The following is a 25,075-nucleotide window of genomic DNA, read 5'->3' as shown; positions in this document are numbered from 1 at the left end:
ATGAAGAATTTGTTTGTTACAGACTTAGACGGAACATTTGTAAAAAATTCAGTATTCGTCGAAAAAGAAGATTTAAAAGCGTATCATGATGCTAAAAATTACGGGGATTTCTCAGTTGCGACTGGGCGTTCTGTTGAAGAAATCAAATATATTGCAGAAGGCAATGATATGGATGTTACACACATGATAGGGTTTAACGGAGCGGTCGTAACAAGACAAGATAAAGTTCTTTTTGAAAAATATATTCCTACTAAAGATTTAACTGGAATATTCGAATATCTAAAGGAAAGTAAATTAATATTTGATGCTTTAGATGGAAAACAACGTATCGGTAATTTTGATCATGAGAAAAAAGATAGATTATGGAACATGGAACTTGTTTGTGTCGAAAATCCTTTTGAAATATTGGAAGGAAAAGTAATTTATAAGATTAACGTAAGACCAACAAAAGAACAATTAGATTATCATTACGATATAATAAAAGAGAAATTTCCAGAAGTAGAGATTTATAAATCAGGTTCAACACGTATGGAAATCACAGCAAAAAATATTTCTAAAGCTAGTGGTATAGAAGCTATCAAGTCAGGGTATGATAGAGTAATAGCTTTAGGAGACTCAGGGAATGACGTGGATATGTTTAAAGTAGCAGATATTTCATACTGTATGAATCGAGCGCCACAAGAAGTAAAAGACCAAGCTACACATGTAGTAGAAGATTTTGCAGCGGCGATAAAACACTTTATTAAAAACTATGAATAGTAAAAAAAACCGGCAGAAATGCTGGTTCTTTTTTCTATAATTTAAAATAGTATGTTTAGTTTTGAACGAGAGTAAAAAATATCAGTAAAATTTAATGTGATTAGAGTTATATTGTGAGTGATAACTCTTACGCTCTTAAATTAATTATGATACACTGGGGGTATATAGGAGGAAGTCAGATGAGAATTCAGTTTTATCCAAATACAGATTTAGAAAAAATTCTTAGTAAAAAATCTAAAGAACTTGGAGTATCTTTGAGCACACTTGTTGTTGATGTACTGAATGAATACTTTGGAATCACTTCTTCATTATCAGAATTGTAAATAGAACAAATGGTGATGAATGAGATTGAGCAATATGTAGCTAATCCGCAGAATGTAGATATAGAGTTTTCTATAAGCGTTTCTAAGACATATAGGGAAATTAGTATGGTTTGCTCTGGGAAACCTAATCCTCTTCGAGCAAGAATAGGTAAAGTATTTGCTAAGAAAGTCGGAGAGGGATCTTTCAATGTAGAACAGGTGTTTTTACCTAATGGGCGTCCTAAAAGGACTACAGGTAATCGTGCCGCAGTGTATATAAATAAACGACGAAACTATTAAATTTAAAATATAATATTAGGAAGTGAATTACAATGACAATCGATGAAAATTGTGAAAATTTTGATACATCTTATAAAATATGGGAGATGTATAAGAGAATTTATAAATGGTCTAAATATTGGGATTTTGAAAATCAAAAAAATAATCCAGATAAAGGTAGGAAATTCGCTAAACTTAATAAAGAGGGATATGAGTACTATAAAATAGATAAGGAAGCAGAAAAAATACAAATCAGTGGAGATATAATATTTAATTTCAAATCAGTGGCATATCAAAAATGCAAAAAAATTTTAGAAACAGGTTTAAAAACAGCTTCTGAAAGTGATAAAGAGAAAATAAAGAACCATATTAAAAAGCTTGAATATTGTGAAAAAAATCATTTTAGTAAAGAAAATTGCTCATTACTTATTTCTACAGGAAGATTGCAACAGCTGAAAAATAATATAGGAAATGATAGAGGTGATACGTTTATGTGGGCGTTGAATCAGTATTTTATCGGGAAAAGTGAACTAATACTTAATGAATCAACCGCTGAAAATGTATATTATTTAAGACAGTTTTTAAACTCTTTTATAGATAAGGGTAATCCTTCGGAGAGTATCTACAAATACTGTGAAGATTTTTATAATATTGATAATAGAGACTTTATAAATAGATTGATATATTCTGGCTCGAAAACAATAGATACAGTAGATAGAGTTTGCGAGTACATAAATTTTGTATTAGATTTTTGGAAATTGAGAAAAGTACATCTAGACGGTAAGAAAAGGATGAAAATAAAAAGAAAGAGGAATATTCCTATTAGAATTATTATAAATATAAACTGTTAATGGCTGAATTATGTGATAGATTAAATAATTGTGATATGGGAGTAACTCAAAAATCGTGATTTCGGAGAAAGCAATTTTGTCGAGTTACTTACTGCAATGATTTATTAGATATCTAAGTAAATTTTATAAAATGAATTTAGATATCAATAAACTATTTCGTCTTTAGGTTTTTATATGAATTTTTTAAAATTTAGGATTTTTGAATTAGCCTTATACATTTTAAAGTAAAAGGAGAAGATATTAATGTATATATTAGTTAGTGATATAGAAAAAACTTGGGTGCCATTACCTTGGGATGGTGCAGCATTCTTTAATTACAAAAAAGAGGATAGAAAATATACAACAAAAGAATTTCTTGATTTTTTAAAAAAAGAGGATTTTTTGGAGATTAAAGGAATTACTGTGATTAACTCCAGCCTTAATAATTATTCATTTATTAGTAAGTGTACTAATATAGAGCAAGTATACATTTATGATTATAAGAGTGAAGTGAAAATAGATTTAAGTAATTTAATTTATCTGAAACAGCTAGTTGTATTTTGTGAGGAATTTAAGTATAAAGAGGGAGTATTAAAGTTACTAGATAATAAACTTCAAAATTATAAACGAGAAGGTATCGACGGTATGCCTAAATTATCTAAATATAGCATGGCAGATATGTATATAAAGAATATAGATTTTGAAAAAAAAGAGATTGAGGAAATAAGGGAACATGAGGTTTTTCGAAATGAGTTGATAATAAATGGCGAGAAAATTTTGAAAGGCTATGATTTATGGAGAAAGGAACAGTATATAAAAAGACAAAGATTTTTGAAACAAATTGAAATTGAAGAAAAGGAGAATAATAAGGGACAATTTTCAATAGAGGATTTAAGAAAAAGGAATATATTGAAAAATTCTAAAATAGAAATATCTGCTAAATATTATAGTAAGTTAGCGGAATTGTCAACTAAAATTATAATTGGATATGGCAGGCATGGCATTTATGAAAATATAAAGATCTTAGAAGTTAGTGAAGAAAATAAGAAAATACAGGTAATAATCGATGAATCAAAAATAGAGAAAAAATCAGCGATTAAATATGTTAAAAAGATTATTGAAGAAAATAGTGAATTAGAAGACACAGAGTAATTTTAGAAATTTGCTACAAAATTATGATTAAATTTTTTGTTGAAATTACTGTATTGAAGAAAATTTGGAAGAAATAATTTTCTTATAATTACTGTACATGCTATTTTTTGTTAGATTATAGTTTTCTAGATATAATAAAATCCAGAGATAACTTTTAAGTTATCTCTGGATTTTTAATATTTCTAGTATTTCTCCAATATTTCACCTCTTACCGCTGAGATAAGGTAAAGTGAACCTGTAATTAGAAGAATTTCATCATCTTTTAGATTTGGAATAATACTGTTTAAAGCAACTTCATAATTATCATATTTAGTAACATGAGTATCACCAAAGCTTTTTACTAGATTATCAAGATTTGATTCTTTGATCTCGATTGGAACTTTTGTCGCTGAGAATTCAGCTGGAATAGTTTTTAATTTTTCAATCATATCTTTATAGTCTTTATCTTCAAGAATACCAAGTAGAGTCTTCAATTTAGGGAATTTTTGCTTATCTAGGTAAGCTACTAAACTATCAATACCATCATTGTTATGCGCACCATCTAGAAGGATATTTTCACGAATCCATTCTAAACGTCCAACCCAAACTGATTTGCTTAGAGCTTCTTTTATAACTTCATCTTCTATATCGATTATATTACGGTTTTTCAGGTTAGATAATGCTTCTAAAGCTAAAGATGCGTTAAAAGTCTGGTGAGCACCGACCATTTTTGTAGAATAATCTACACCTTTATATGAGAATTTATTACCTCTAGCTTCGACTTTATTCACAACGATATTATCTTCATTTAAAATACTTAAGCTAGCATTTTTATCTTGGCAGATATCTCTTATTACATTTACGACACCTTCAGAAGCAGGGTAAATTAGAACAGTATCATTTTTTTGGATAATTCCACCTTTTTCATAAGCAATCTTTTCAAGAGTATCGCCAAGAATCGCAGTGTGATCTAGACCAATTTTTGTAATAATAGATAAAACTTTTTCTTTAAAAATATTTGTTCCATCATATCTTCCACCAAGACCAACTTCCATAATGACGAAATCTGTTTTTTGATCTCTAAAGTATAATAGAGCCACACCTGTGATAATTTCAAAGAATGACAGTTTGTCACTTGGATCTGGATTGTTTTTGTCGTAAGTTTCTTGAACCAATTTAAATAATCGATAAGCTTCTTTATATGAAATAAAATCATCATTAACACGAATTCTATCGTTAAAACTCAGCATACCAGGACTTGTGTATAATCCAACTTTATACTTGGTTTTTAATACATCTTTTAAATAAGAACAAGTAGATCCTTTACCATTAGTTCCAGCAACATGAATTACCTTAAGGTCTTTTTCAGGATGATTGAAAAGTTCAAGAATATGTTCCATTCTATGAAGACCAAGTTTCATACCAGTACGTTCAATTTTATACGATGAAGTAATAAGAAGTTCTTCACAAACACACTCAATTGCATAGTTTACAATTTCATCTTCAGCTAAAGTTAGAAGTTTTTCAGCAAGTTGTTCTAAATTTAACTGACTGAAAAGCTCAAGTATGTTATTTTTATCTTCTAAATTATTTTCTTCTAAATATTTCTCAAATTTAATTTTACAATTCAAATTCATAAATAAACACCAACATTTCTAATAATATACATTTAATTTTATAATGATAAAGATAAATTGTAAAGGATATAATTTTGGTGAATTTGCAGGAGAGTGTTTGAATTAAAATAAAAAATTAACTGTAATTAATCCTTATAAATTAGTTATATTTACATTGATTTTCAATTTTATATGGTGTTATTGAAATTAATTGTGAAAAATAACAACTTTAATTTCATTTTAATTATAGTCTAAAGTTCATGTAAGGTAAGCGGGATATAATATAAACATAACAAAACTTAATAATATTTTTTTCATAATATATGGCTCATCGAAAGATGGGCCTTTCTCCATTTCTGGGAGGACTTGACAAGTTATTATTTTTGTAAATATAATATATTTAAATTGATAATTAATAAATTCTATGAATACTCACGCTATTAAGAGGTTAGCAAATGAAAGTATTTAGTATAGATAATATTTTCGAAGGTGTAGATATGAATATTAGTTTTGAAAAAGGCATAAATGGAAGAAATTCTCTATTAATCTGTGAATGGTCGAATGAGAAAGGCGAAGAATTTCAAAAGCAATGGATGGGATCAAAGATTTCTTATCCTTTAGATTTGGAAAAAATAAGAAAATTAGAGAATATATTTTCTATTTTTCATGAAGAAGAATTTATAGGCGTAATACAAATTATAAAAATTGAGGGAAATAATGCACATTTAGGGAGATTTATGTTAAATCCTCTAAAAGTAGGACAAGGATTTGGAAAAAATGCATTAGAGTTGTTTGTTTACCGTATTTTTGAAGATGAAAATATTGATAGTATAACACTAACAGTATTTGATTCTAATATAACTGCTAAAAAGCTGTACGAGAAATTAGGTTTTAGAATAGATAAAGTGATAGAATTTCCAAATTTGAAGTATATCATGAAGAAAACTAGATAGTTATTATTTTCATTTTTTCAACTTTATTTTCATTTTAATTATAGTCTAAAGTTCACGTAAGGTAAGTGGGATATAATATAAACATAACAAAACTTAATAATATTTTTTTTTCATAATGTATGGCTCATCGAAAGATGGGCCTTTCTCCATTTCTGGGGATTATTTTCAAAGTTTTTCAATTTTAGTTTCATTTTAATTATAGTCTAAAGTTCATGTAAGGTAAGTGGGATATAATATAAACATAACAAAACTTAATAATATTTTTTTTCATAATATATGGCTCATCGAAAGATGAGCCTTTCTCCATTTTCAGAATAGTTTTCAAGTTATTTCTTGAATCTCTACCTCAAAGTGCTATAATATTATTTATGAAAAAAATATCAGTTAATTTATTAGAAGGTCCGATTTTACGGGCGATGATTGCTTTTGCGATACCGATTATGATAGCAAATATCTTTCAGCAACTCTATAATACGGTAGATATTATGATTGTTGGTAGATTCCTTGGAGAAGAATCCCTTGCTGCTGTTGGAGCTACGGCTGCGATATTTGAACTTGTGGTTGGTTTTGCATTAGGTATAGGAAATGGTATGGGTATAGTTATTGCTCGTTATTATGGTGCTGGAAACTATGAGAAGTTAAAGAGTGCTGTAGCTGCCACGTTTGTTATAGGTGGAGTTTTGAGTATTGTGATTGCCGTATTAGGTAATTTTACTTTATATCCATTACTGAAATTATTAGGGACACCAAGTAATATTATTGAGCAATCTTATGAGTATAGTTATCTTATAGTAGTATTTGTAGGTGTTACTCTTGCGTACAATTTGTGTGCGGGACTACTTCGAGCAGTAGGTGATAGTAAGGCTGCATTATATTTTTTAATTTTTTCAGCAATTATTAACACTGTATTAGATATATATTTTATTGCATATTTACATATGGGTGTGCGCTCGGCTGGAGTTGCAACAATTATCTCACAAGGTATTTCCGCAGTATTATGTTTTAACTATATTCGTAGAAAAACACCATTTCTAATTCCAACAAAAAAACATTTCACATGGAATAAAAAACTTTATTCTGATTTATTTAGCCAAGGTTTGGCAATGGGGCTTATGTTTTCTGTTGTTTCGATTGGTACAGTAATCTTACAAACATCGATCAATGCTTTAGGTCCAGTAATTATAAGTGCTCAGACGAGTGCTAGAAGAATAATGATGTTTGCACTACTTCCAGTAGGATCTATGAGTGCGACTATAACGACTTTTACATCGCAAAACTTCGGAGCAAGACAGTATAGTCGAATAGTAGAAGGATTACGTAAGGGTGCACTTGTTACGATAATTTGGTCAGTCTTCATCTGTATTATGCTATTTTTCACAAGTCCATATTTAAATGAACTTATCACGGGAAGTAATGATGAAGAATTAATTTACCAGGCTTCATTATATCTTAAGATTAGTTCTGCATTTTATCCATTTTTAGCGATACTTTTAGTATTAAGAAATGCTCTGCAAGGTTTAGGCCAAAAGATGACGCCACTAGTTTCAAGTATTATAGAAATGTTAGGGAAAATATTATTCGTTATATTTATTATCCCAAGTGCAGGATATTTAGGAGTAATATTTGTAGAACCTATTCTATGGTGTGTAATGGCTGCTCAGTTGTATTATGCATTTAGAAAAGAACCAGTCATTCGTTCATTGAAGAAAAAGAGTGAGTAGAGAGTTGGAATTCACGTCCAATTAACAAAATAGAGAAGTAATTCTAAAATTCAAGATTTTAGGGTTGCTTCTTTTTTTACTGTGTAATTAGTAAAAAAAGTTTATTATCTATTTATATTTAGTAGTATTTTTCAGAAAATAATGCTAATTATGTTATAATAAAAAAGATAAACATAATTGATAATAAAAGGAATAATACCAATGACAAAGAAGAAAGTAGAAGAAACAGGATTAAATATAGATAGTATATTATTTAATTGTAGGAATATATTACGTTCAGCACGTAATTCAGGATCATTTTTTGAAAAAAGAGACATGATGTTAACGTTAATATTTTTACGATTTATAGGTGAAAAATACGAGGATGGATTAGAGAAACTAAAAGATAGGTTATTAAAAGAAGGTATAGATTTAAGTGACCCAAATATGCAAGAAGCATTTTTAGAAAATCCAGTGTTCACTGAAGGAATTATAGCGTTACCGAAAGAAGCTCAGTGGGAAACAATAATAAATACTCCTGCGCCAGCATTAAATGTTGCTCTAGATACAGCTCTACATAGTATAGCAACTACCTCAAAAGATTTAAAAGGATGTTTCATTGAAGGGACGTTTACAACTAGGAATTTAGGTGCTAATGATATAAAGAAATTAGTAGATGAAGTAAATAAGATAAGTCATAAAGTTTTCGGTGAAGAAAAAGATTTAATAGGTAGAGTCTATGAGTATTTCCTGAAAGAATTTGCAGTTAACGCAACTAAAGAAGAAGGAGAGTTCTATACACCGCATGATGTAGTAGAACTAATGGCAAAAATGATAGAACCATATGATGGAACTTTATACGATCCAGCCTGTGGTAGTGGAGGAATGTTTGTTCAAAGTGCAGAACTTGTTAAGGCAAAGCAAGGAGATATTAACCGTATAAATGTCTATGGTCAAGAAAAAGAAGCGGCAACTTGGAGACTTGCTAAAATGAATTTAGCACTACGTGGAATTAGTCATCACCTTGGTGAAGAATATGATTCTACATTTACTCATGATTTGCATAAAGGTTTATATTTTGATTATATAATGGCTAATCCACCTTTCAACTTGAAGGGGTGGTATAATGATAACTTAAAAGATGATGCTAGGTGGGCTGATTATGATACGCCACCAGCAAGTAATGCCAACTATGCGTGGATTTTACATATGTTATCACATTTAAAACCTAATAAAGGTGTTGCGGGATTCCTTCTTGCTAATGGTGCATTGAATGATAGTGATACTCTAAATATTAGAAGAAGACTTATTGAAAACGATAAAGTAGAAGCAATTATAGTATTACCTAGAGAATTATTCATTACGACAGACATAAGTGTTACTTTATGGATATTAAATCAAAATAAAAAAGGTGGAGAGTATAATGGCAGAAACCTACGAGATCGTCAAGGAGAAATATTATTTGTAGATCTTCGTCAATGGACAGAAAATAAAGTAAAAGGCGAAAATAAGAAAAAAATTCAATTAACCCATGAACAAATCCAAAGAGCGGTAGACATTTATCATACTTGGCAAAATGAAGGAATAGATGGGAATAACTATGAAGTACCAGAGCTTTATAGAAGTGTTAATATAGAAGAAATAGAAGAAAATAATTGGGCATTAACACCAAGTAAATATATCGAATTTATCGATCGTGATTTAGATATAGACTTTGAGAAGGAGATGTCTCGTATTCAAAAAGAAATGTCAAATCTTATGAAACAAGAAAAAGAAACACAGAGAATGCTAGAAGAAGCATTCAGGGGGATAGGTTATGAGATTAACTAGATACAAGATAGGTGAATTGATAGAGTTGATTGATGAAAGGAATTCTAAGGGATTAAAGAATTTTTTTGGTATTAATATAGAAAAAGAATTTATACACACACAAGCAAATACAGAGGGATTAGATGAGAGTAAGTATAAAATATTAAAAAAGAATAGATTTGTTTTTAGTGGTATGCAGACTGGGAGAGATAATTGTATAAGAATAGGTATGTATAACGGTGATGAAGAAATAATAGTATCTCCTGCATATTCAACATTTGAAATTAGAAATGAAGATAAAATTATACCTATGTATTTTTTTATGATTTTCATATCAAAAGAAAAAGACAGATATGGCGCTTTTTGCAGTGATGGCAGCATTAGATCTAATCTGGATTGGAGTGTATTTTGTGATATGGAAGTTAGTATACCTTCGATTAGTATTCAACAAAAATATGTTGATATTTATAATGCTATGATAGAGAATCAAAAAAGTTATGAAAAAGGTTTAGAAAATTTGAAGTTAGTTTGTGATGCAATGATTTATGAATTGCAAAAATCTAGTACTAGAGAAAAACTAGGACAATATATAGAAGCATACGATATAAAAAACGTAAATAATGAAAAACTATCTTTTAAAGGATTAAGTATGGAAAATTATTTTATAGATTCAATTGCAAATACTCAAGGATTAGATTTTTCAAAATACAAGGTAGTCTATCCAAAAACATTTGGAGCAGTCCTAATGAAGGTAGGGCGAGATAAAAGAATAACAATTGCACAGAATAATAGTGATGAAAAATATATGATTTCAAGTGCATATTTTACTTTTAAAGCTAAAAATATTAATGAAGATTATTTAATGATGATTATGTCTACGGAAAATTTTGATTTGCGATGTTGGTTTAACAGTGACAGTAGTGTTAGAGGATCTTTAGACTGGGAAGGGTTCTGCGATGTAGAAATACCAGTTGCAAGAAAAGAGATACAAAATAGTTTGGCTAAAATACATAGTTTATATTTGAAACGTAAAGAAATTAATGAAAAATTAAAACAACAAATCAAAGATATTTGTCCAATTTTAATAAAAGGATCTATTGAAGAAGCAAGAAAATAAAGGGAAAGGTTGGGGAAAGTATGTTGAAAAAATATAGTGGTCGCTATTATGAATCAGAGTATGAACAAGTATTCATAAAGTTTTTAGAACAAGTAGGATGGACATATACTTTTGGTAAAGATGTGAATCGTATAAAGCTTACAGACGTACTTATTAAAGACGATTTTGAAAGTTTCATAGAGGAAACTAATCCAACTTTAAATAACGAAGAAGTTAAGCAAATATTTGATATTATAAGATTAGCTGGAGGAGAAACTGAGTTCAGTACTCTACATAAAGTATACAAATGGTATACTCATGGATTGCAGTTTACACCACAGAGTGGATTAGCTACAATGATTAAGTTAATAGACTTTGATAGTCCTGAAAATAATACATTTAGAGTGGTTAATCAATATGAAATTGAATATACTAACAATGGACAAAAGAGTCTAAGAATACCAGATGTTATCCTTTTTGTAAATGGACTACCACTTTGTATTATAGAATTAAAAAATCCATCTAAAGCACGTGCGACTATACATGAAGCATGGGAACAGATTTATACTAGGTACTGGCGAGACATACCGCATCTTTTACATTATAGCCCACTTGCTTGTATTTCAGATGGTGTGAAGTCTAGATTAGGAACTATCCGCACACCTTATGAACATTTTTACGCATGGCGTCGTGTTAATGATGATGAAAAAATAGCGAGAACGTCTTTTGAAGAAACTAGAACGCTTATTAGCGGAGTCTATAGTCCAGATAGATTTTTAGAAATTTTTAGAGATTATATTTATTTTAGAGATAGTATCTATGATTCTGATGAGTGTGAAATAGTTTGCCGTTATCCTCAATTTTTTGCTGCTAGATTATTGAGAGAGAGTATAAAAAAATCAGTTTCTGGAAAAACAGGTAAGGGTGGAACTTATTTTGGGGCAACTGGATGTGGTAAAACATATACAATGGCATTCTTAGCAAGACAACTAGCTTTAAGGTGTACTGATATACCTGAAATGGGCTCTCCTACTATTATATTAATAGTAGATAGAAACGAACTACAAAAACAAGGTGCTAAATTATTTACAAAAAGTACAGAATTTTTAAATCTTGGTGAAGTAAAGGTCGTAGAGAGTAGGGCTGAATTAAGACGAGAACTTGGTTTAAGAAATAGTGGTGGATTCTATATTTGTACAATTCAGAAGTTCTGTGATAGAGAAGATGATAAAATCGGGCTTATAAATGAAAGAAATAATATTATTTGTTTTTCAGATGAAGCACATAGAAGTCAAATAGAAAAATCTAGAAAAATCCAGTTTAGTAAAGATGCCGATGAGAATATGCGAGCAATGATTTCTAAACCATACGCCAAAGTTTTAAAAGAAGCCTTTCCTGGTGCAACTTTTGTAGGTTTTACAGGGACGCCGATTGCTGAAACATATCAGACTTTTGGGGATGAAATTGATAGATATACAATGGATCAGGCAGTAGTTGATGGCTTAACTGTGCCAATTAAATATCACCCTAGAATAGCAAAAGTATTGCTAGACGAAAATAAAGTAAAACAAATTGAATCTTATTATGAAAAATGTGCCGAAGATGGAGCTACAAAAGAAGATATTGAAGCTAGTAAACGAGCTATGAGCTCAATGGAAATCATTTTAGGGGAAGATTCTCGTTTAGAAAGGTTAGCTAAAGATATTCATGAGCATTATACTGCTTCTTGTGACAAAAATCCAGACAGAATTCAAAAAGCAATGGTAGTTTGTTCCAATAGAGAAATTGCATTTAACTTGTTGAAAAAATTTGAACAGTTATACCCTACATGGTTTGAAGAGAAAAAAGTTCCAGAAGGGATAGAAGTAACCTCTGAAGAATTGAAGAAAATAAAACCAATGCCGACTATTGCTATGGTGGCAAGTGTGGGGAAAAATGACCGTGAGGAAATGTATAATTATCTAGGTGGAGCTAAAAATGATAGTCGTTCTGAAGAACTAGATATCATGTTTAAGAATGATAAGTCAAATTTTAGAGTGGTTATAGTTGTAAATATGTGGATAACTGGATTTGATGTTCCTACATTAACATATCTTTATAATGATAAACCTTTAAAGAAACATCTTCTAATTCAAACTATAAGTCGAGTTAATAGAAAATATCCAGATAAAGAATATGGATTAATTATTGACTATATAGGAATACGAAAAAATATGAGGGAAGCCCTAAAAACTTATGGTGGAGACACATCTATTGCACCTACAAAAGATGATGTTTCTCAGGCTAAGGGTGCATTTATAGAAGAATTAGAAATTTTGAAGAGATTGTTTTCTAATTATGATTTATCACCGTTTATAAGTGTTGAGTATGATCCTATAGAAAGATATACATTATTAGCTTCAGCAGCTGAATATGTATTTTCATCTCTAGAAAAATTAAATATAGAGTCTAGTGGTAAGATAAGAGAAGTATCGTTCAAGACATATTTCTTGAAGACAGTAAAAAGAATGAAAGCAGCTTATGATATTTGTCAACCATCTGGGGAATTAAATGAAAAAGATATGGCTTTAGCTCAGTGTTTTATGGCTATAGCAGGATTTGTCCGTAAGATGAGTGGAACAAGTGATATAGATGCCGACTCTATGAATAGAGATGTGTCAAAAATGGTAGAGGAAGCTTTAAAATATAATGAAGTAGAAAGTATTTTAGAAAATGGAGAAGAAGAGGATATACTATCACCGGAATATTTTGAAGGATTATCTAATATTAAAATGCCAGCGACAAAACTAGAAATTCTAGTAAAAATGTTGAAAAAAGAAATAAAAGAATATGGGAAAGTTAATAGTATTGCTGCAAGGTCATTCAAGGAAATGTTAGAGGACACTATTGCAGAATATCATGAAAGACGAAAAAATCTATCTGAAGAAGAGGTAGGAGAGATTCAGGAATTAACATCTCAAGACATTATAACAATGGCTACAAAACAGGCTCTAGAAATCTTAGAGAAAATGAAGGAGAGTCGAGAAAGTTTTAGAAAATTAGGATTAACTTTTGAAGAAAAAGCGTTTTATGATATTTTAATAGCCATGAGAGATAAATATAATTTCGATTATGGAGAGGACATTGTTGTAGAGGGAGTAATAATTAATGAAAAATGTAAAGAGTTATCTAAGAAAATTAAAGAGGAAATAGATACAAAATCTTCTTTTGCTGATTGGTTAAATAATAAGAATGTTAGAAACGAATTACAACTATCTATAAAAATTTGTTTAGCTAAAAATGGGTATCCACCAAAATATAATAATGAAGTTTTCAATAAAGTAATGGAACAAGTTGAGAATTTTTCGGAACATTCATTAAGAGACAATAAGATTCTAAAAGAGAAAAAAGTATTAAGAGAAGTAGCAGAAGATAAACTAAAATATAGTGAAGATATTGGGGACTAATTAGGTTTATATTTATAATATTTCAACTCTTTATTACTAAGTATAAAAGCTCATCGAATTAGCGATGGGCTTTTATCCTTTTTTACTGCAAACCCCATAGTCACGTGATATAATAGTAAGGTATTTAAAAATAATCGAAAAGGTGACAGAATGAATAAATTAAAACAATTATTAAATGAAAAAAAATATTTAATTATGGGGATATTGAACTTTACTCCGGATTCTTTTTCGGATGGTGGAGATTTTTATGATGTGGAAGCTGCGATAGAAGGTGTCCGTAAGATGGTAGCTGAAGGTGCGGATATTATTGATATCGGTGCGGAATCGACTCGTCCAGGTTCGACTGTAGTTAGTGAAGAAGACGAACTTGCTAGACTACAAAGTGTATTTCCAACTTTAAGAAAAACATTCCCTGATGTGTGCTTTAGTGTTGATACATATAAGCCTAATGTAGCTGAATACATGATTGAGGCTGGAGTAGATGTACTAAATGATGTAAATGGAGCAAAAGGAAGTACAATGGCAGAAGTAGCTGCTAAATATGACGTGCCGATCTTTATTATGCATAATGGTGGTGTAGAAGAAGGGCGTGAGATTGAGCAAGTTGTACGTGAACTAGGTGAGAGTGTTGATATCTGTCTAAGTGCTGGTGTGAAGAAAGAAAATATTATTGTTGATCCTGGAATGGGATTCGGTAAAACTGCAGAAGCTAACCTAGAAATTACACGAAAACTAGAGCTACTTAATTCATTAGGTTGTGAAATCTTATATGCGGTGAGTAGAAAGAGAACTACGGATTATGTGCTAGGTGGTAATAGTAATCCAAAAGACAGAGATATAGTAAGTGCTACTTTATCATTAGAAGCGGTGAAACGAGGAGCTAGAATGGTACGTGTTCATAATGTAAAAGTTATGAAAGAAGCCTTAATAACATATGAAATAATTAATGGCTAATCTAACAGAAGGAGGTTAAAATGAAGAATACATTTGTTTATAATAATCATTTAGAAGCGAAGAAAGTTCTTAGTACGCTTGAGAGTGAGTTAGAAATATGCGATGAATTTATTTTTAGCGTGGCGTTTATTTCTGAGAGTGGTTTAACTAGTTTACTTCAAACTTTGAAGAATTTAGAAGAAAAGAATATCCGTGGGAAGATTTTAACGACGAATTATTTATATTTTAATACTCCTAAAGTGTTAGAGAAATTGTCTAATTTTAAAAATATCTCTCTAAAAATTTATGATTGTGTAGAAAATAAACATGGATTCCATACTAAAGGTTATTTGTTTAGACGAGGAGACTTATGGAAAGTACTGATGGGAAGTTCGAACTTAACGAGTGCTGCACTTACGATAAATAAAGAATGGAATACTTTTGTTGAGGATGATAGAATTCTAACGGATAATATTCTATATGAGTTTAATAGTTTATGGGAGAAATCTAAGACTTACTCTGAAATAAAAGATAAGTATGTTGAAGAATTCGCTAGTAATAAGGTTGAGACTGTTACTAAGAAAATTATTTCCGAGGAAATTAAACCGAATAAGATGCAAAGGAGTTTTATAGAAAATTTCGAAAAACTTCGTAATCAAGATAATAAGGGGCTTCTTATTTCTGCGACAGGAACTGGTAAGACATTTGCGGCTGCTTTTGCGATGAAGAGTATAGATGCTAAGAGATTGTTGTTTGTCGTCCATAGGGAACAGATTGCTCGTCAGGCGTTAGAGACATTCAAGACTATTTTTGGAACTAGTCGCAGCTATGGTCTTCTTACAGGTAAAGAGAAAAATATAGAAGCAGATTTTATTTTTTCTACAGTTCAAACTATGTCTAAAGAAGATATTTTTAAGAGTTTTAATGAGACTCATTTTGATGAAATTATAATAGATGAGGTACATAGGGCAGGAGCGGATAGTTATCTAAGATTGATGGATTATTTCAAACCCGTATTTTATCTAGGTATGACGGCGAGCCCTGATAGAACGGATAGTTTTAATATTTATGAATTGTTTAATAATAATATTGTCTATGAAGTTCGTTTAAAAGAAGCGATGGAAAATTCATTATTATGTCCGTTTCATTACTTCGGAATTAGTGATCTAGAAGTTAATGGTAAGGTTATTGACGAACTGAGCGATTTTTCAAATCTAGTGTCTAATGAGCGTGTTGAGCATATTATAAGTAAGATTAATTATTATGGTTATTCAGGAGATAGGGTAAAGGGTCTAGTTTTCTGTTCGTCAAAACAAGAAGCTAAGGTGCTTAGTGAGGAGTTCAATGCGCGTGGATATAATACTACTAGCTTAACAGGTGAAGATAGTCAGGAACGACGCGAACAGGAGATTGCTAAGTTAGTTGCGAAAGATGGAGAACAGCTAGATTATATATTTACCGTAGATATTTTCAATGAAGGTGTAGATATTCCTGAGGTTAATCAGGTAATTATGTTAAGACCTACTCAAAGTTCGATTATTTTTATTCAGCAGTTGGGTCGTGGTTTACGAAAATCTGCGGATAAGGACTTTGTTGTAATAATAGATTTTATAGCCAATTATAAAAATAACTTTTTAATCCCTGTGGCTCTATCTGGAGACAATAGTTATGATAAAGATACTGTGAGGAAGTTTTTATCTCAGGGGACTAGGTATATTCCGGGGATGTCGACTATTCATTTTGATGAAATCTCTAAACAGAGAATTTATAGTGCGATAGATAATGTGAAGTTAAACACGTGGTTATTCGTTACTGATGAGTATAATAAGCTTAAAAATAAACTAGGAAGAATACCTACTTATTCAGATTTTGAAAACTATGACGCTATAGATATTAGAAAGATTTTTGAGGTAGCGGGAAGTTATTATTCATTTTTATCTAAGAAGGAAAAACAGTTTGAATATAGTGGGAAACTGACGAAGACAGCAGTGAATATGCTGAATTTTGTTTCTACTAATTTAATTTTAAGTAAAAAAATAGAAGAACTTGTAATTCTACGTTTGTTATTAGATGATAAGAAGCGTAATATTATTACAACTTTTGAAGAAATAATGTTGAAAGACTACAATAAGTTTATCGCTGACTATGAACTGGATGTTAGTAGAAAGATACTTACTAATAATTTTGTAACTAGTAGTGTTACTAAGAAGAAGTTTCATGATTGTATATTCTTAGATGAGAATGTAGCTGAGATAAAAATGTCTAAGGAATTTGAAGAACAGTTACAATCAGAGATTTTTAGGGAATTATTACTAGATTTGGTAGACTATGGAATTTACAGATATAATAAATATTACAAAGATAATTTATACAAAGATACTAATTTTGTATTGTATGAGAAATATAGTTTTGAGGATATATGTAAATTATTCTCATGGAGCATAAATTATGTGCCACTCGCTATAGGTGGTTATAAGTACGATAAAAGAACAAAGACTTTGCCGGTATTTATTAACTACGATATTGATGAAAATTCATTTAACCGTGATTATACACATGGATTTTTACCGGATAATGGATTTACTTCGATGTCAAAACCTAGAAGGAATTTAGAATCGAAAGAGTGCGATTATTTCTATAATAACGATACGAAAATCTATCTATTTATGAGAAAAAATAAAGATGATAAAGATGGAGCTCGAATATTTTATTTTCTAGGTGAGATGAAGACAACGGGTGAGCCTAAGCTAGTAGCTAGAGAAAGAAGCGGAGATACTGTAATCCAATTTTTCTATAAAATACAGACTCCAATTCGTGAAGATATGTATGAATATTTCACGAGGGATAGAATATAAAATATAATAGATTAAAGAGTAACTAAGACGAATTTGAGTTCATGGGAACTAGGATTTCATCTAGTTTCTCTTTTTTTATTTTGTAATGTGGGGAATATATTGAATGTATTTTGGTTATTGAAAACTTTACAGTTTGATTGTAAAATATAAAATAATATAGGAGGTGGTATTCGATGAATATTTTCTTGAAAAATAAACTCTATAGGTTATTCACTATTTCATCGGCTTTTGGAAATGCTGGTAGGACGTTGTTTGATATTGCGTTTATTATTTATGCGACAAGTTTACCAAATCCAGAATTAGCTGTGAGTATAGTGTCAATAGCCACGACATTGCCTTATATTATCTCGTTTATCCTAGGATATTTCGCAGATCAGACAAAAGATAAGTACAATAGAATATTATCGACAAGGTTTTATCAGTTTTTATTGTTTACATTATTCGCTTTGGTGTGTATTTATGGAGTCCAATGGTGGATTTTTATTGTATTAGTATTTGTAAATGTAGTTGCAGATATTCTAGGCGGATATAATGGTTATTTATCAATGTCGATTAATACTAGATTAGTACGCAAAGAACAACTTAGTGAAGCATTAGCATTTATCAGTTCTATAAACAATACAATCTCACTTGCTGGGAAAGCTGTTGGAGTATTTGTTTTAGGACTACTAAGTTACAATTATTCATACTTTGGAATGCTGAATGCAGCGCTATTTCTGATAGCATTTTTAATACTGGAAAAATATAAAAATGTGATGAAAGCAGAGGTTGGAAGTTTTAAAGTTAAGAATACAGAGATGGTGAGTACTAAAAGATTTTTAAAGGATACTATTGAAAACTTTAAAATACTTCGTAAGATAAAGAAAATATATAATTTTGTTATACTATTTTTAGGGATGAATTTTTATTCATCCGCAATGTTCGCCTTACTTTTAGTGATTTTAGTAAAAAATGAGAGCTTATTATTTGGGAATGTAGCGTATACTATTACTTTATTAGAAATTGTAGAAGTACTTAGTACAATTGCCGGAGGTGTCTACCAAATTAGTTTTTATAAAAATATGAGTTTAAGAAATAATGCCATATTAGAAATAATTTTATTCATTATGTATGTAGGAAATCTATTGCTACTGCAAAATAGGTTTATACTCGTGATTTTAACTGTAATAATAGGTTACTTCGCAGGAATATCGAATCCAAAACTGGATGCATTGATTTTACAATCAGTGCCTGAGGAAAAACAAACGTCGATATATAGTATTTTTAGTACGATAATTACTATTTCCGTCCCAATAGGAACAACAGTAATATTATTTTTCGCTAATGCTATTAGTGCATCGTTTGCACTATATAGCTTGTTAATATTATTAATTTTAGTTTTAGTATATTCATTTGTAGTTAAAGAGTAATAAAAAAATCCCCTTAGATTTTTCTAAGGGGATAATTCTATTCATTACTTCTCGGATGAAAGGAAGTATGAGTTTAATGTTTCTATATTTTAATGAATAGCTTATTGATTTTCTACGAATTTTTTCTCATCGAATCCGAACCAAGCAGCTTCCATGATACCTTCCATATCCTTGATTAGAGCTAATCTTGGGTTGGCTGGAGTACATTGATCCTCGTATGCATCCATAGCTAGAGTAGGTAGAGCAGCTTTGAATGCTTCGTAGTCTACACCATGGTCTTTGAAGCACATTGGAGTTCCTACACGTTTTCCTAATTCGAATACAGCTTGAGCGTAAGAATCAACTGCTTGTTCAGGAGTATCAGCTTTTAGTCCTAGCATACGAGCGATATCTTGGAATCTTTCATCGGCTTGATAGTGTTCGTATTTAGGCCATAGAGCTACTTTACCTGGACGAGTACCATTATATTTGATTACGTATGGTAATAATGTTGCGTTAGTTTCACCGTGGACAGTGTGGAATTTACCACCAATTTTGTGTGCCATTGAGTGAGAAATTCCTAAGAATGCGTTGGCGAACGCCATACCAGCTAAACAAGATGCATTGTGCATTTTTTCTCTAGCTTCTTTATCGAATTCTTTAACAGATTTTTCTAAGTTTTCAAATACAAGTTTGATTGCACGAAGTGCTAATCCATCAGTATAGTCATTAGCAAGGATAGAAGTATATGCTTCAGTTGCGTGTGTTAATACGTCCATACCTGTTGCAGCTGTTGGTCTAGCTGGTACTGTTTGAACTAGTACTGGATCAACGATAGCAACGTGTGGAGTAATAGCATAGTCTGCTAACGGATATTTTTTATCATTTTCTTTATCAGAGATTACTGCGAACGGTGTAACCTCACTACCTGTACCTGAAGTAGTTGGTACAGCTATAAATGTAGCTTTTTGACCTAAGTGTGGATATTTAACAGTACGTTTTCTGATATCTGCAAATTTTTGAACAAGTTCTGTAAAATCAGCATCTGGTCTTTCGTAGAATAACCACATGATTTTTGCAGCGTCCATTGGAGAACCACCACCTAGTGCTACGATAGCGTTAGGTTTGAAAGTATTCATGATTTCCAATCCACGTTTTACTGTTGTGATATCTGGGTTAGGCTCTACTCCTGCAAATACCTCGTATTGAACTTTGTTTTTACGACGATTTAGTTGATCGATGATACGTCCTGCAAATCCAAGTTTAACCATAGATTCATCAGTTACGATCATTACTCTCTCTAAACCCTCCATTTCGCTTAGATATTTGATAGCGTTAGGTTCAAAGTAAACTTTTGGAGGCAATTTAAACCATTGCATATTGTTATTTCTACGTCCGATTAATTTGATGTTAAGTAAGTTAATTGCATTAACATTTCCAGATACTGAGTTACGTCCATAACTACCACATCCAAGAGTTAGAGATGGAATAAATGCGTTGAAAACATCACCAATTCCTCCAAATGTAGATGGAGAGTTCCAAACTACACGACAAGCGCGAACAACTTTACCGAATTCTTCAGCAACTTCTTCATCTTGAGTGTGAATTGCTGCAGTGTGTCCTAAACCGTTGAATTCAACCATTTGTCTAGCTTTTTCTATACCATCTTCAGTGCTAGTAGATTTTAATACAGCTAGAACTGGAGATAGTTTTTCACGTGTAAGTGGTTCTTTAACGCCAACTTCACTACATTCAGCAGCTAAGATTACAGTTCCTTTTGGTACTTCGAATCCGGCTAATCTAGCGATTTCTGTAGCTGGTTTACCAACAATTACAGAGTTTAATTTAGCTCCACCACAGTTTTCTGAGTTTGCTTCTACACCGAATAGTAAGTTTTCTAATTTAGCTTTTTCTTCTTTATTTACGAAGTGAACTCTATGAGATTTCATGATTTTAACGAATTCATCGTATAGTTCTTTATCAACGATTGCAGCTTGTTCACTGGCGCAAATCATACCGTTGTCAAATGCCTTACTTAATACGATGTCATTAACAGCTTGTTTAAGTTTAGCGTCTTTGTGTACATAAGCAGGTACGTTACCAGCCCCAACACCTAGAGCGGGTTTTCCGCAAGAGTATGCTGCACGAACCATCGCATTACCACCAGTAGCAAGAATTGTAGCTACTCCATCGTGATTCATAAGTGCATGAGTACCTTCCATTGAAGGTTTTTCAATAAATTGGATACAGTTTTCAGGAGCACCTGCTTTAACTGCTGCATCACGAACGATACGTGCTGCTTGTTTAGAACATTCATTAGCAGATGGGTGGAAACTAAATATGATTGGATTACGAGTTTTTAAACAGATTAGAGATTTGAACACTGTTGTTGATGTTGGGTTAGTTGTTGGAACAACCCCACAAACAACTCCAACTGGTTCAGCTATTGCAGTAAGGCCGTCAACATCATCTTTATCGATTACTCCTACAGTTTTAAGATCACGCATATAATTTACTATGTATTCACATGCGTAAAGGTTTTTAATAGCTTTGTCTTCAACAACACCGCGCCCAGTTTCCTCTACTGCTGCGACAGCTAATGGACCGTGAGCTTCAAGAGCTGCTACAGCGGCTGCTTGAACTATTTTGTCAATTTTCTCTTGATCTTCAATTTTTTTGAACTCATCCAAAGCAACTAGCGCTTTAGATACTAATGTGTTTACTTCTTCAACTGGATCTACAGTTTGTAATTTTTCTTTTGCCATGATATTTAACTCCTTTGATGCTCAGTTTATATTATAATAGGATAAAAATTCGCTACATCAAACTCTTATCTATTGTTATAAACATCTTTTATTTGATTACAACTATATTTTATCACCTATCTATAAACATGTAAATATCTGTTATATAACTAGAAAGCTATATAAAACGTATATTTTTTCATCGGTATAAAAAATAAGAATCCGTTTTCAATTTTATGTATATTTTTAAAATTATTAGCTGTTATATAAATTAAATATATTATAATAAAGGTATTTTTAAATTTATTATAAAAAATATGCAATAATTGATATATAACAGAATTCTTTGTTTAACACTTGTATGGAAAGTGAAATATAATGTTAAAAATAAAAATAAAACGGCTGATAATGATTATCGATAAAATTTTGTGATTCGTATTATATAATAGAAGAAATTTTTTAGTATAGATAGAAAACTATTTATAGATTAGATTAAGGATGGGAATTCGATTAAAATATTAACAAGTAACTGTTAGCGAAATGATATAAAATGTTAAAGAGTATTGTTGTTTGATTACTAAGAGAGATAATAAATATATTAATAAAAAAATTATGGTAAAAATATATAGTTATTAGTTGCTTTTTATTTTTATACTTGATATAATAGTCGCTAGAGTAATTTTATTACTCCTTACTCTCTAATAAATTAGAGAGTCGCAAAGACCAAAAGGAGGTAACACACACATGAGAAAATATGAAGTAATGTTTGCTGTTCAACCACGTATCGATGAAGAAGCTAAAAAAGCTGTGGTTGATAGATTCGTAAATATTCTTTCAGAAGGTGCAGAAGCAGTAGAAGTTAAAGATTTAGGTAAAAAACGCCTTGCTTATGAAATCGAAGACTTCAGTGATGCTTACTACTATGTAGTAGAATTAACTTCAGCAACAGATGCGTCTACAAAAGAATTCGATCGTTTAGCAAAAATTAGCGATGACATCATCCGTCACATGGTAGTAAGATTAGAAAAATAAGGGGTGATTTACTATGATTAATAACGTAGTATTAGTAGGAAGATTAACTAAAGATCCAGAATTAAGGTATTCTAATTCGAATATTCCAATGGTTTATTTTACAGTGGCTGTAAATAGAACATTTGCTGATCAAAATGGTCAAAGACAAGCAGACTTTATTGGATGTGTAGCTTTTAGAAAGCAAGCAGAAAATATGGCGCGTTTTTTAGGACGTGGTAGTCTGATTGGAGTGGAAGGTAGAATTCAGACTAGAAATTATCAAGGTAAAGACGGGAATACTGTTTATGTTACTGAAGTAGTAGCTGATAGAATTCAGTTCCTTGAATCTAAGTCTAGTTCTAATAGACAAAACAATGGTTTTGACTCAATGAGTTTTAATCAACCTCAATCACAACCAGCGTATAATAATAATCAAAATCATTATAACAATACTAATCAAAACTTTGGACAAGCTAATTCAGCTATGCAAGATTTTATTAATGATAGTTCATCATTCTCTGATTTTGGGGAAAACTTCCCAAGTAATCTAGATGATGACTTCATGCAGGATGTAGTAAATCCGTTTAAAGAAGACTAAAATTACATAGGAGGACATGCACAATGGCAGTAACTAACAATCGTCGTAACAACATGCGTCGTCGTAAAAAAGTATGTTATTTCACTAAAAATAACGTAGAATTTATCGACTACAAAGATGTAGAATTACTTAAAAAATTCATTTCTGAACGTGGAAAAATCTTACCACGTCGTGTAACAGGTACTTCAGCTAAGTACCAAAGAATGTTAACTACAGCAATTAAAAGAGCTAGACACATGGCACTTTTACCATACGTAGTAGACGAAAAATAAGAATAAAAGTGAAAAAGATGAGCTTAGGCTTGTCTTTTTTTTGTGCTTTGATATAATAAGAGAGAAATATAGTAAGAAATATCGCTTATGACAGGGGGAAAAGTGATGGAATTAAAGAGATTAGACGAAACAAAAGTATTAAAGGATCCAGTGCATAGTTATATTCATATTCACTATGAAGTAATTTGGAATTGTCTTGATAGTAAGGAGTTTCAAAGATTACGCCGTATAAGACAATTAGGAGGAGATTTTCAAGTTTATCCAACTGCGGAACATTCTAGATTTTCTCATTCTCTAGGAGTTTATGAAATAGTTAGAAGAATGGTTACTGAGGTTAAATCACTTTGTGTTGAATTAACAGAATATGAAAAAGTTTGCGTGATGCTTGCGGGACTTTTACATGATGTAGGTCATGGACCGTTTTCTCATGCATTTGAGCATGTTACTAATCATAGTCATGAGGAATATACAGCAAAAATAATATTAGGAAATACTGAGCTTAATTCTATTTTAAGAGTTGTTTCAGAAAAATTGCCACAAGATATAGTCTCTATTATTCAACATACTCATGAAAATGACATACTGAATCAGATTGTTTCAGGTCAACTAGATGCCGATAGAATGGATTATTTATTACGTGATTCTTATTTTACAGCGACAAGTTATGGACAGTTTGACCTTGAAAGAATATTACGTACAATGCGCGTAAGAAAAACTGCTGAGGGAAGAAAGGTAATTGTCGTTAAATATACTGGTATTCATAGTGTAGAAGACTATATTATGGCGAGATATCAGATGTACTGGCAGGTTTATTATCATCCTGTAGCTAGAAGTTATGAGGCGGTATTTATTCAACTATTTAATAGATTGAAGGATATTTTTAAAGGTGATAAAGATTATTTTGAAGATATGAAGGTGTTGATTCCATTTTTAGGGAAATCTGAAGTGAGTGTAGACGAATATTTTAAACTAGATGAAAATTCACTATTATATTGTTGTTCTCTTATTCAAGATAAAGAAGATAAAATTGCTGCTGATTTAGCAAAAAGATTACAAAACAGAAATTTATTTGAGTATGTAGATTATAAAGAAGAAAATTTAGCTCAGATAAAAAATATGCTTAAGGAAAGTTGTTTAGATGAGCGTTATTATTTAAGGATTGAGAATATAGAAGCTAGTGTTTATAGTCCGTATAAAGGCAGAAAGATACTAATTGAAAAATTAAATGGTGATATAGTGGCATTAGAAAAAGCTAGTACTATAGTGGAATCTATAACTAAAGGTCAGACTAAGAAAGAAGGGACTATATTTTTCCCGAGATAACATAAAAATCAAGGTAATTGAGATGGTAAA

The 25,075-nt window shown here is 30.9% G+C and carries 19 protein-coding genes; 17 read left to right on the top strand and 2 right to left on the bottom strand.

Annotation, left to right across the window (positions count from 1 at the left end):
• From ACWOBP_RS06015 to ACWOBP_RS05995, 5 genes are all read left to right on the top strand, one after another.
• The gene (locus ACWOBP_RS06015) at window positions 1–759 is read left to right on the top strand and encodes a Cof-type HAD-IIB family hydrolase (protein ID WP_455337924.1); all 759 of its coding nucleotides are present in this window, start codon (window positions 1–3) and stop codon (window positions 757–759) included.
• Window positions 760–938: 179 nt separating this feature from the next.
• Window positions 939–1,082 (top strand): hypothetical protein, encoded by a 144-nt coding sequence (locus ACWOBP_RS06010; RefSeq protein ID WP_455337923.1) that lies wholly within the window; start codon window positions 939–941, stop codon window positions 1,080–1,082.
• Window positions 1,083–1,097: 15 nt separating this feature from the next.
• Window positions 1,098–1,361, top strand: coding sequence for a hypothetical protein (locus ACWOBP_RS06005; protein ID WP_455337922.1), 264 nt, complete (start codon window positions 1,098–1,100; stop codon window positions 1,359–1,361).
• Between the two features lie 32 nt (window positions 1,362–1,393).
• Window positions 1,394–2,191 carry a hypothetical protein gene (locus ACWOBP_RS06000; RefSeq protein ID WP_455337921.1) on the top strand — a complete coding sequence of 266 codons (798 nt, stop codon included), beginning with the start codon at window positions 1,394–1,396 and terminating at the stop codon, window positions 2,189–2,191.
• Window positions 2,192–2,434: 243 nt separating this feature from the next.
• A complete protein-coding gene (locus ACWOBP_RS05995; RefSeq protein WP_455337920.1) occupies window positions 2,435–3,322 on the top strand; it encodes a hypothetical protein in 888 nt (295 codons plus the stop codon).
• Window positions 3,323–3,504: 182 nt separating this feature from the next.
• On the opposite strand, the gene ACWOBP_RS05990 is transcribed toward ACWOBP_RS05995, so the two are convergent.
• Window positions 3,505–4,938 (bottom strand): bifunctional folylpolyglutamate synthase/dihydrofolate synthase, encoded by a 1,434-nt coding sequence (locus ACWOBP_RS05990; protein WP_455337919.1) that lies wholly within the window; start codon window positions 4,936–4,938, stop codon window positions 3,505–3,507.
• Window positions 4,939–5,372: 434 nt separating this feature from the next.
• On the opposite strand from ACWOBP_RS05990, the gene ACWOBP_RS05985 reads away from it, so the two are divergent.
• The 8 genes from ACWOBP_RS05985 to ACWOBP_RS05950 all read left to right on the top strand — a co-directional run bounded on the left by ACWOBP_RS05985 (window position 5,373) and on the right by ACWOBP_RS05950 (window position 19,118).
• Window positions 5,373–5,870 (top strand): GNAT family N-acetyltransferase, encoded by a 498-nt coding sequence (locus tag ACWOBP_RS05985; RefSeq protein WP_455337918.1) that lies wholly within the window; start codon window positions 5,373–5,375, stop codon window positions 5,868–5,870.
• A gap of 368 nt (window positions 5,871–6,238) precedes the next feature.
• Window positions 6,239–7,591 (top strand): MATE family efflux transporter, encoded by a 1,353-nt coding sequence (locus tag ACWOBP_RS05980; protein ID WP_455337917.1) that lies wholly within the window; start codon window positions 6,239–6,241, stop codon window positions 7,589–7,591.
• 201 nt (window positions 7,592–7,792) lie between these two features.
• Window positions 7,793–9,400 carry an N-6 DNA methylase gene (locus ACWOBP_RS05975; protein WP_455337916.1) on the top strand — a complete coding sequence of 536 codons (1,608 nt, stop codon included), beginning with the start codon at window positions 7,793–7,795 and terminating at the stop codon, window positions 9,398–9,400.
• Window positions 9,387–10,496 carry a hypothetical protein gene (locus ACWOBP_RS05970; RefSeq protein ID WP_455337915.1) on the top strand — a complete coding sequence of 370 codons (1,110 nt, stop codon included), beginning with the start codon at window positions 9,387–9,389 and terminating at the stop codon, window positions 10,494–10,496. The genes ACWOBP_RS05975 and ACWOBP_RS05970 overlap by 14 nt, the downstream gene beginning before the upstream one ends.
• A gap of 20 nt (window positions 10,497–10,516) precedes the next feature.
• Window positions 10,517–13,921, top strand: a complete 3,405-nt coding sequence (locus tag ACWOBP_RS05965) for a type I restriction endonuclease subunit R (protein WP_455337914.1) — start codon at window positions 10,517–10,519, stop codon at window positions 13,919–13,921.
• Window positions 13,922–14,071: 150 nt separating this feature from the next.
• A complete protein-coding gene (gene folP / locus ACWOBP_RS05960) occupies window positions 14,072–14,875 on the top strand; it encodes a dihydropteroate synthase (RefSeq protein ID WP_455337913.1) in 804 nt (267 codons plus the stop codon).
• 20 nt (window positions 14,876–14,895) lie between these two features.
• Window positions 14,896–17,709, top strand: coding sequence for a DEAD/DEAH box helicase (locus tag ACWOBP_RS05955; protein ID WP_455337912.1), 2,814 nt, complete (start codon window positions 14,896–14,898; stop codon window positions 17,707–17,709).
• Window positions 17,710–17,882: 173 nt separating this feature from the next.
• A complete protein-coding gene (locus ACWOBP_RS05950) occupies window positions 17,883–19,118 on the top strand; it encodes an MFS transporter (protein WP_455337911.1) in 1,236 nt (411 codons plus the stop codon).
• A gap of 101 nt (window positions 19,119–19,219) precedes the next feature.
• On the opposite strand, the gene adhE is transcribed toward ACWOBP_RS05950, so the two are convergent.
• Window positions 19,220–21,862 (bottom strand): bifunctional acetaldehyde-CoA/alcohol dehydrogenase, encoded by a 2,643-nt coding sequence (gene adhE / locus ACWOBP_RS05945; protein WP_455337910.1) that lies wholly within the window; start codon window positions 21,860–21,862, stop codon window positions 19,220–19,222.
• A 723-nt stretch (window positions 21,863–22,585) separates the two neighbouring features.
• On the opposite strand from adhE, the gene rpsF reads away from it, so the two are divergent.
• The 4 genes from rpsF (at window position 22,586) to ACWOBP_RS05925 (ending at window position 25,045) form a co-directional block, all read left to right on the top strand.
• Window positions 22,586–22,873: a 30S ribosomal protein S6 gene (gene rpsF, locus ACWOBP_RS05940; RefSeq protein ID WP_003144346.1), complete on the top strand. Its 288-nt coding sequence runs from the start codon at window positions 22,586–22,588 to the stop codon at window positions 22,871–22,873.
• A 13-nt stretch (window positions 22,874–22,886) separates the two neighbouring features.
• The gene (locus ACWOBP_RS05935; protein WP_455337909.1) at window positions 22,887–23,450 is read left to right on the top strand and encodes a single-stranded DNA-binding protein; all 564 of its coding nucleotides are present in this window, start codon (window positions 22,887–22,889) and stop codon (window positions 23,448–23,450) included.
• Window positions 23,451–23,473: 23 nt separating this feature from the next.
• Window positions 23,474–23,722, top strand: coding sequence for a 30S ribosomal protein S18 (gene rpsR / locus ACWOBP_RS05930; protein WP_003144201.1), 249 nt, complete (start codon window positions 23,474–23,476; stop codon window positions 23,720–23,722).
• Between the two features lie 105 nt (window positions 23,723–23,827).
• Window positions 23,828–25,045, top strand: coding sequence for an HD domain-containing protein (locus ACWOBP_RS05925; protein WP_455337908.1), 1,218 nt, complete (start codon window positions 23,828–23,830; stop codon window positions 25,043–25,045).
• Window positions 25,046–25,075: the final 30 nt, after the last annotated feature.

The organism is Gemella parahaemolysans (genome assembly GCF_053758945.1).
Note: the sequence above shows the minus strand (reverse complement) of the source record. Positions and strands in the feature narration are given on the sequence as shown.

Excerpts from the sequence above, each read along its gene's own strand:
- ACWOBP_RS06015 (WP_455337924.1), top strand. The coding sequence starts at position 1 with ATGAAGAATTTGTTTGTTACAGACTTAGACGGAACATTTGTAAAAAAT.
- ACWOBP_RS06010 (WP_455337923.1), top strand. The coding sequence starts at position 939 with ATGAGAATTCAGTTTTATCCAAATACAGATTTAGAAAAAATTCTTAGT.
- ACWOBP_RS06005 (WP_455337922.1), top strand. The coding sequence starts at position 1,098 with ATGAATGAGATTGAGCAATATGTAGCTAATCCGCAGAATGTAGATATA.
- ACWOBP_RS06000 (WP_455337921.1), top strand. The coding sequence starts at position 1,394 with ATGACAATCGATGAAAATTGTGAAAATTTTGATACATCTTATAAAATA.
- ACWOBP_RS05995 (WP_455337920.1), top strand. The coding sequence starts at position 2,435 with ATGTATATATTAGTTAGTGATATAGAAAAAACTTGGGTGCCATTACCT.
- ACWOBP_RS05990 (WP_455337919.1), bottom strand. The coding sequence starts at position 4,938 with ATGAATTTGAATTGTAAAATTAAATTTGAGAAATATTTAGAAGAAAAT.
- ACWOBP_RS05985 (WP_455337918.1), top strand. The coding sequence starts at position 5,373 with ATGAAAGTATTTAGTATAGATAATATTTTCGAAGGTGTAGATATGAAT.
- ACWOBP_RS05980 (WP_455337917.1), top strand. The coding sequence starts at position 6,239 with ATGAAAAAAATATCAGTTAATTTATTAGAAGGTCCGATTTTACGGGCG.
- ACWOBP_RS05975 (WP_455337916.1), top strand. The coding sequence starts at position 7,793 with ATGACAAAGAAGAAAGTAGAAGAAACAGGATTAAATATAGATAGTATA.
- ACWOBP_RS05970 (WP_455337915.1), top strand. The coding sequence starts at position 9,387 with ATGAGATTAACTAGATACAAGATAGGTGAATTGATAGAGTTGATTGAT.
- ACWOBP_RS05965 (WP_455337914.1), top strand. The coding sequence starts at position 10,517 with ATGTTGAAAAAATATAGTGGTCGCTATTATGAATCAGAGTATGAACAA.
- folP (WP_455337913.1), top strand. The coding sequence starts at position 14,072 with ATGAATAAATTAAAACAATTATTAAATGAAAAAAAATATTTAATTATG.
- ACWOBP_RS05955 (WP_455337912.1), top strand. The coding sequence starts at position 14,896 with ATGAAGAATACATTTGTTTATAATAATCATTTAGAAGCGAAGAAAGTT.
- ACWOBP_RS05950 (WP_455337911.1), top strand. The coding sequence starts at position 17,883 with ATGAATATTTTCTTGAAAAATAAACTCTATAGGTTATTCACTATTTCA.
- adhE (WP_455337910.1), bottom strand. The coding sequence starts at position 21,862 with ATGGCAAAAGAAAAATTACAAACTGTAGATCCAGTTGAAGAAGTAAAC.
- rpsF (WP_003144346.1), top strand. The coding sequence starts at position 22,586 with ATGAGAAAATATGAAGTAATGTTTGCTGTTCAACCACGTATCGATGAA.
- ACWOBP_RS05935 (WP_455337909.1), top strand. The coding sequence starts at position 22,887 with ATGATTAATAACGTAGTATTAGTAGGAAGATTAACTAAAGATCCAGAA.
- rpsR (WP_003144201.1), top strand. The coding sequence starts at position 23,474 with ATGGCAGTAACTAACAATCGTCGTAACAACATGCGTCGTCGTAAAAAA.
- ACWOBP_RS05925 (WP_455337908.1), top strand. The coding sequence starts at position 23,828 with ATGGAATTAAAGAGATTAGACGAAACAAAAGTATTAAAGGATCCAGTG.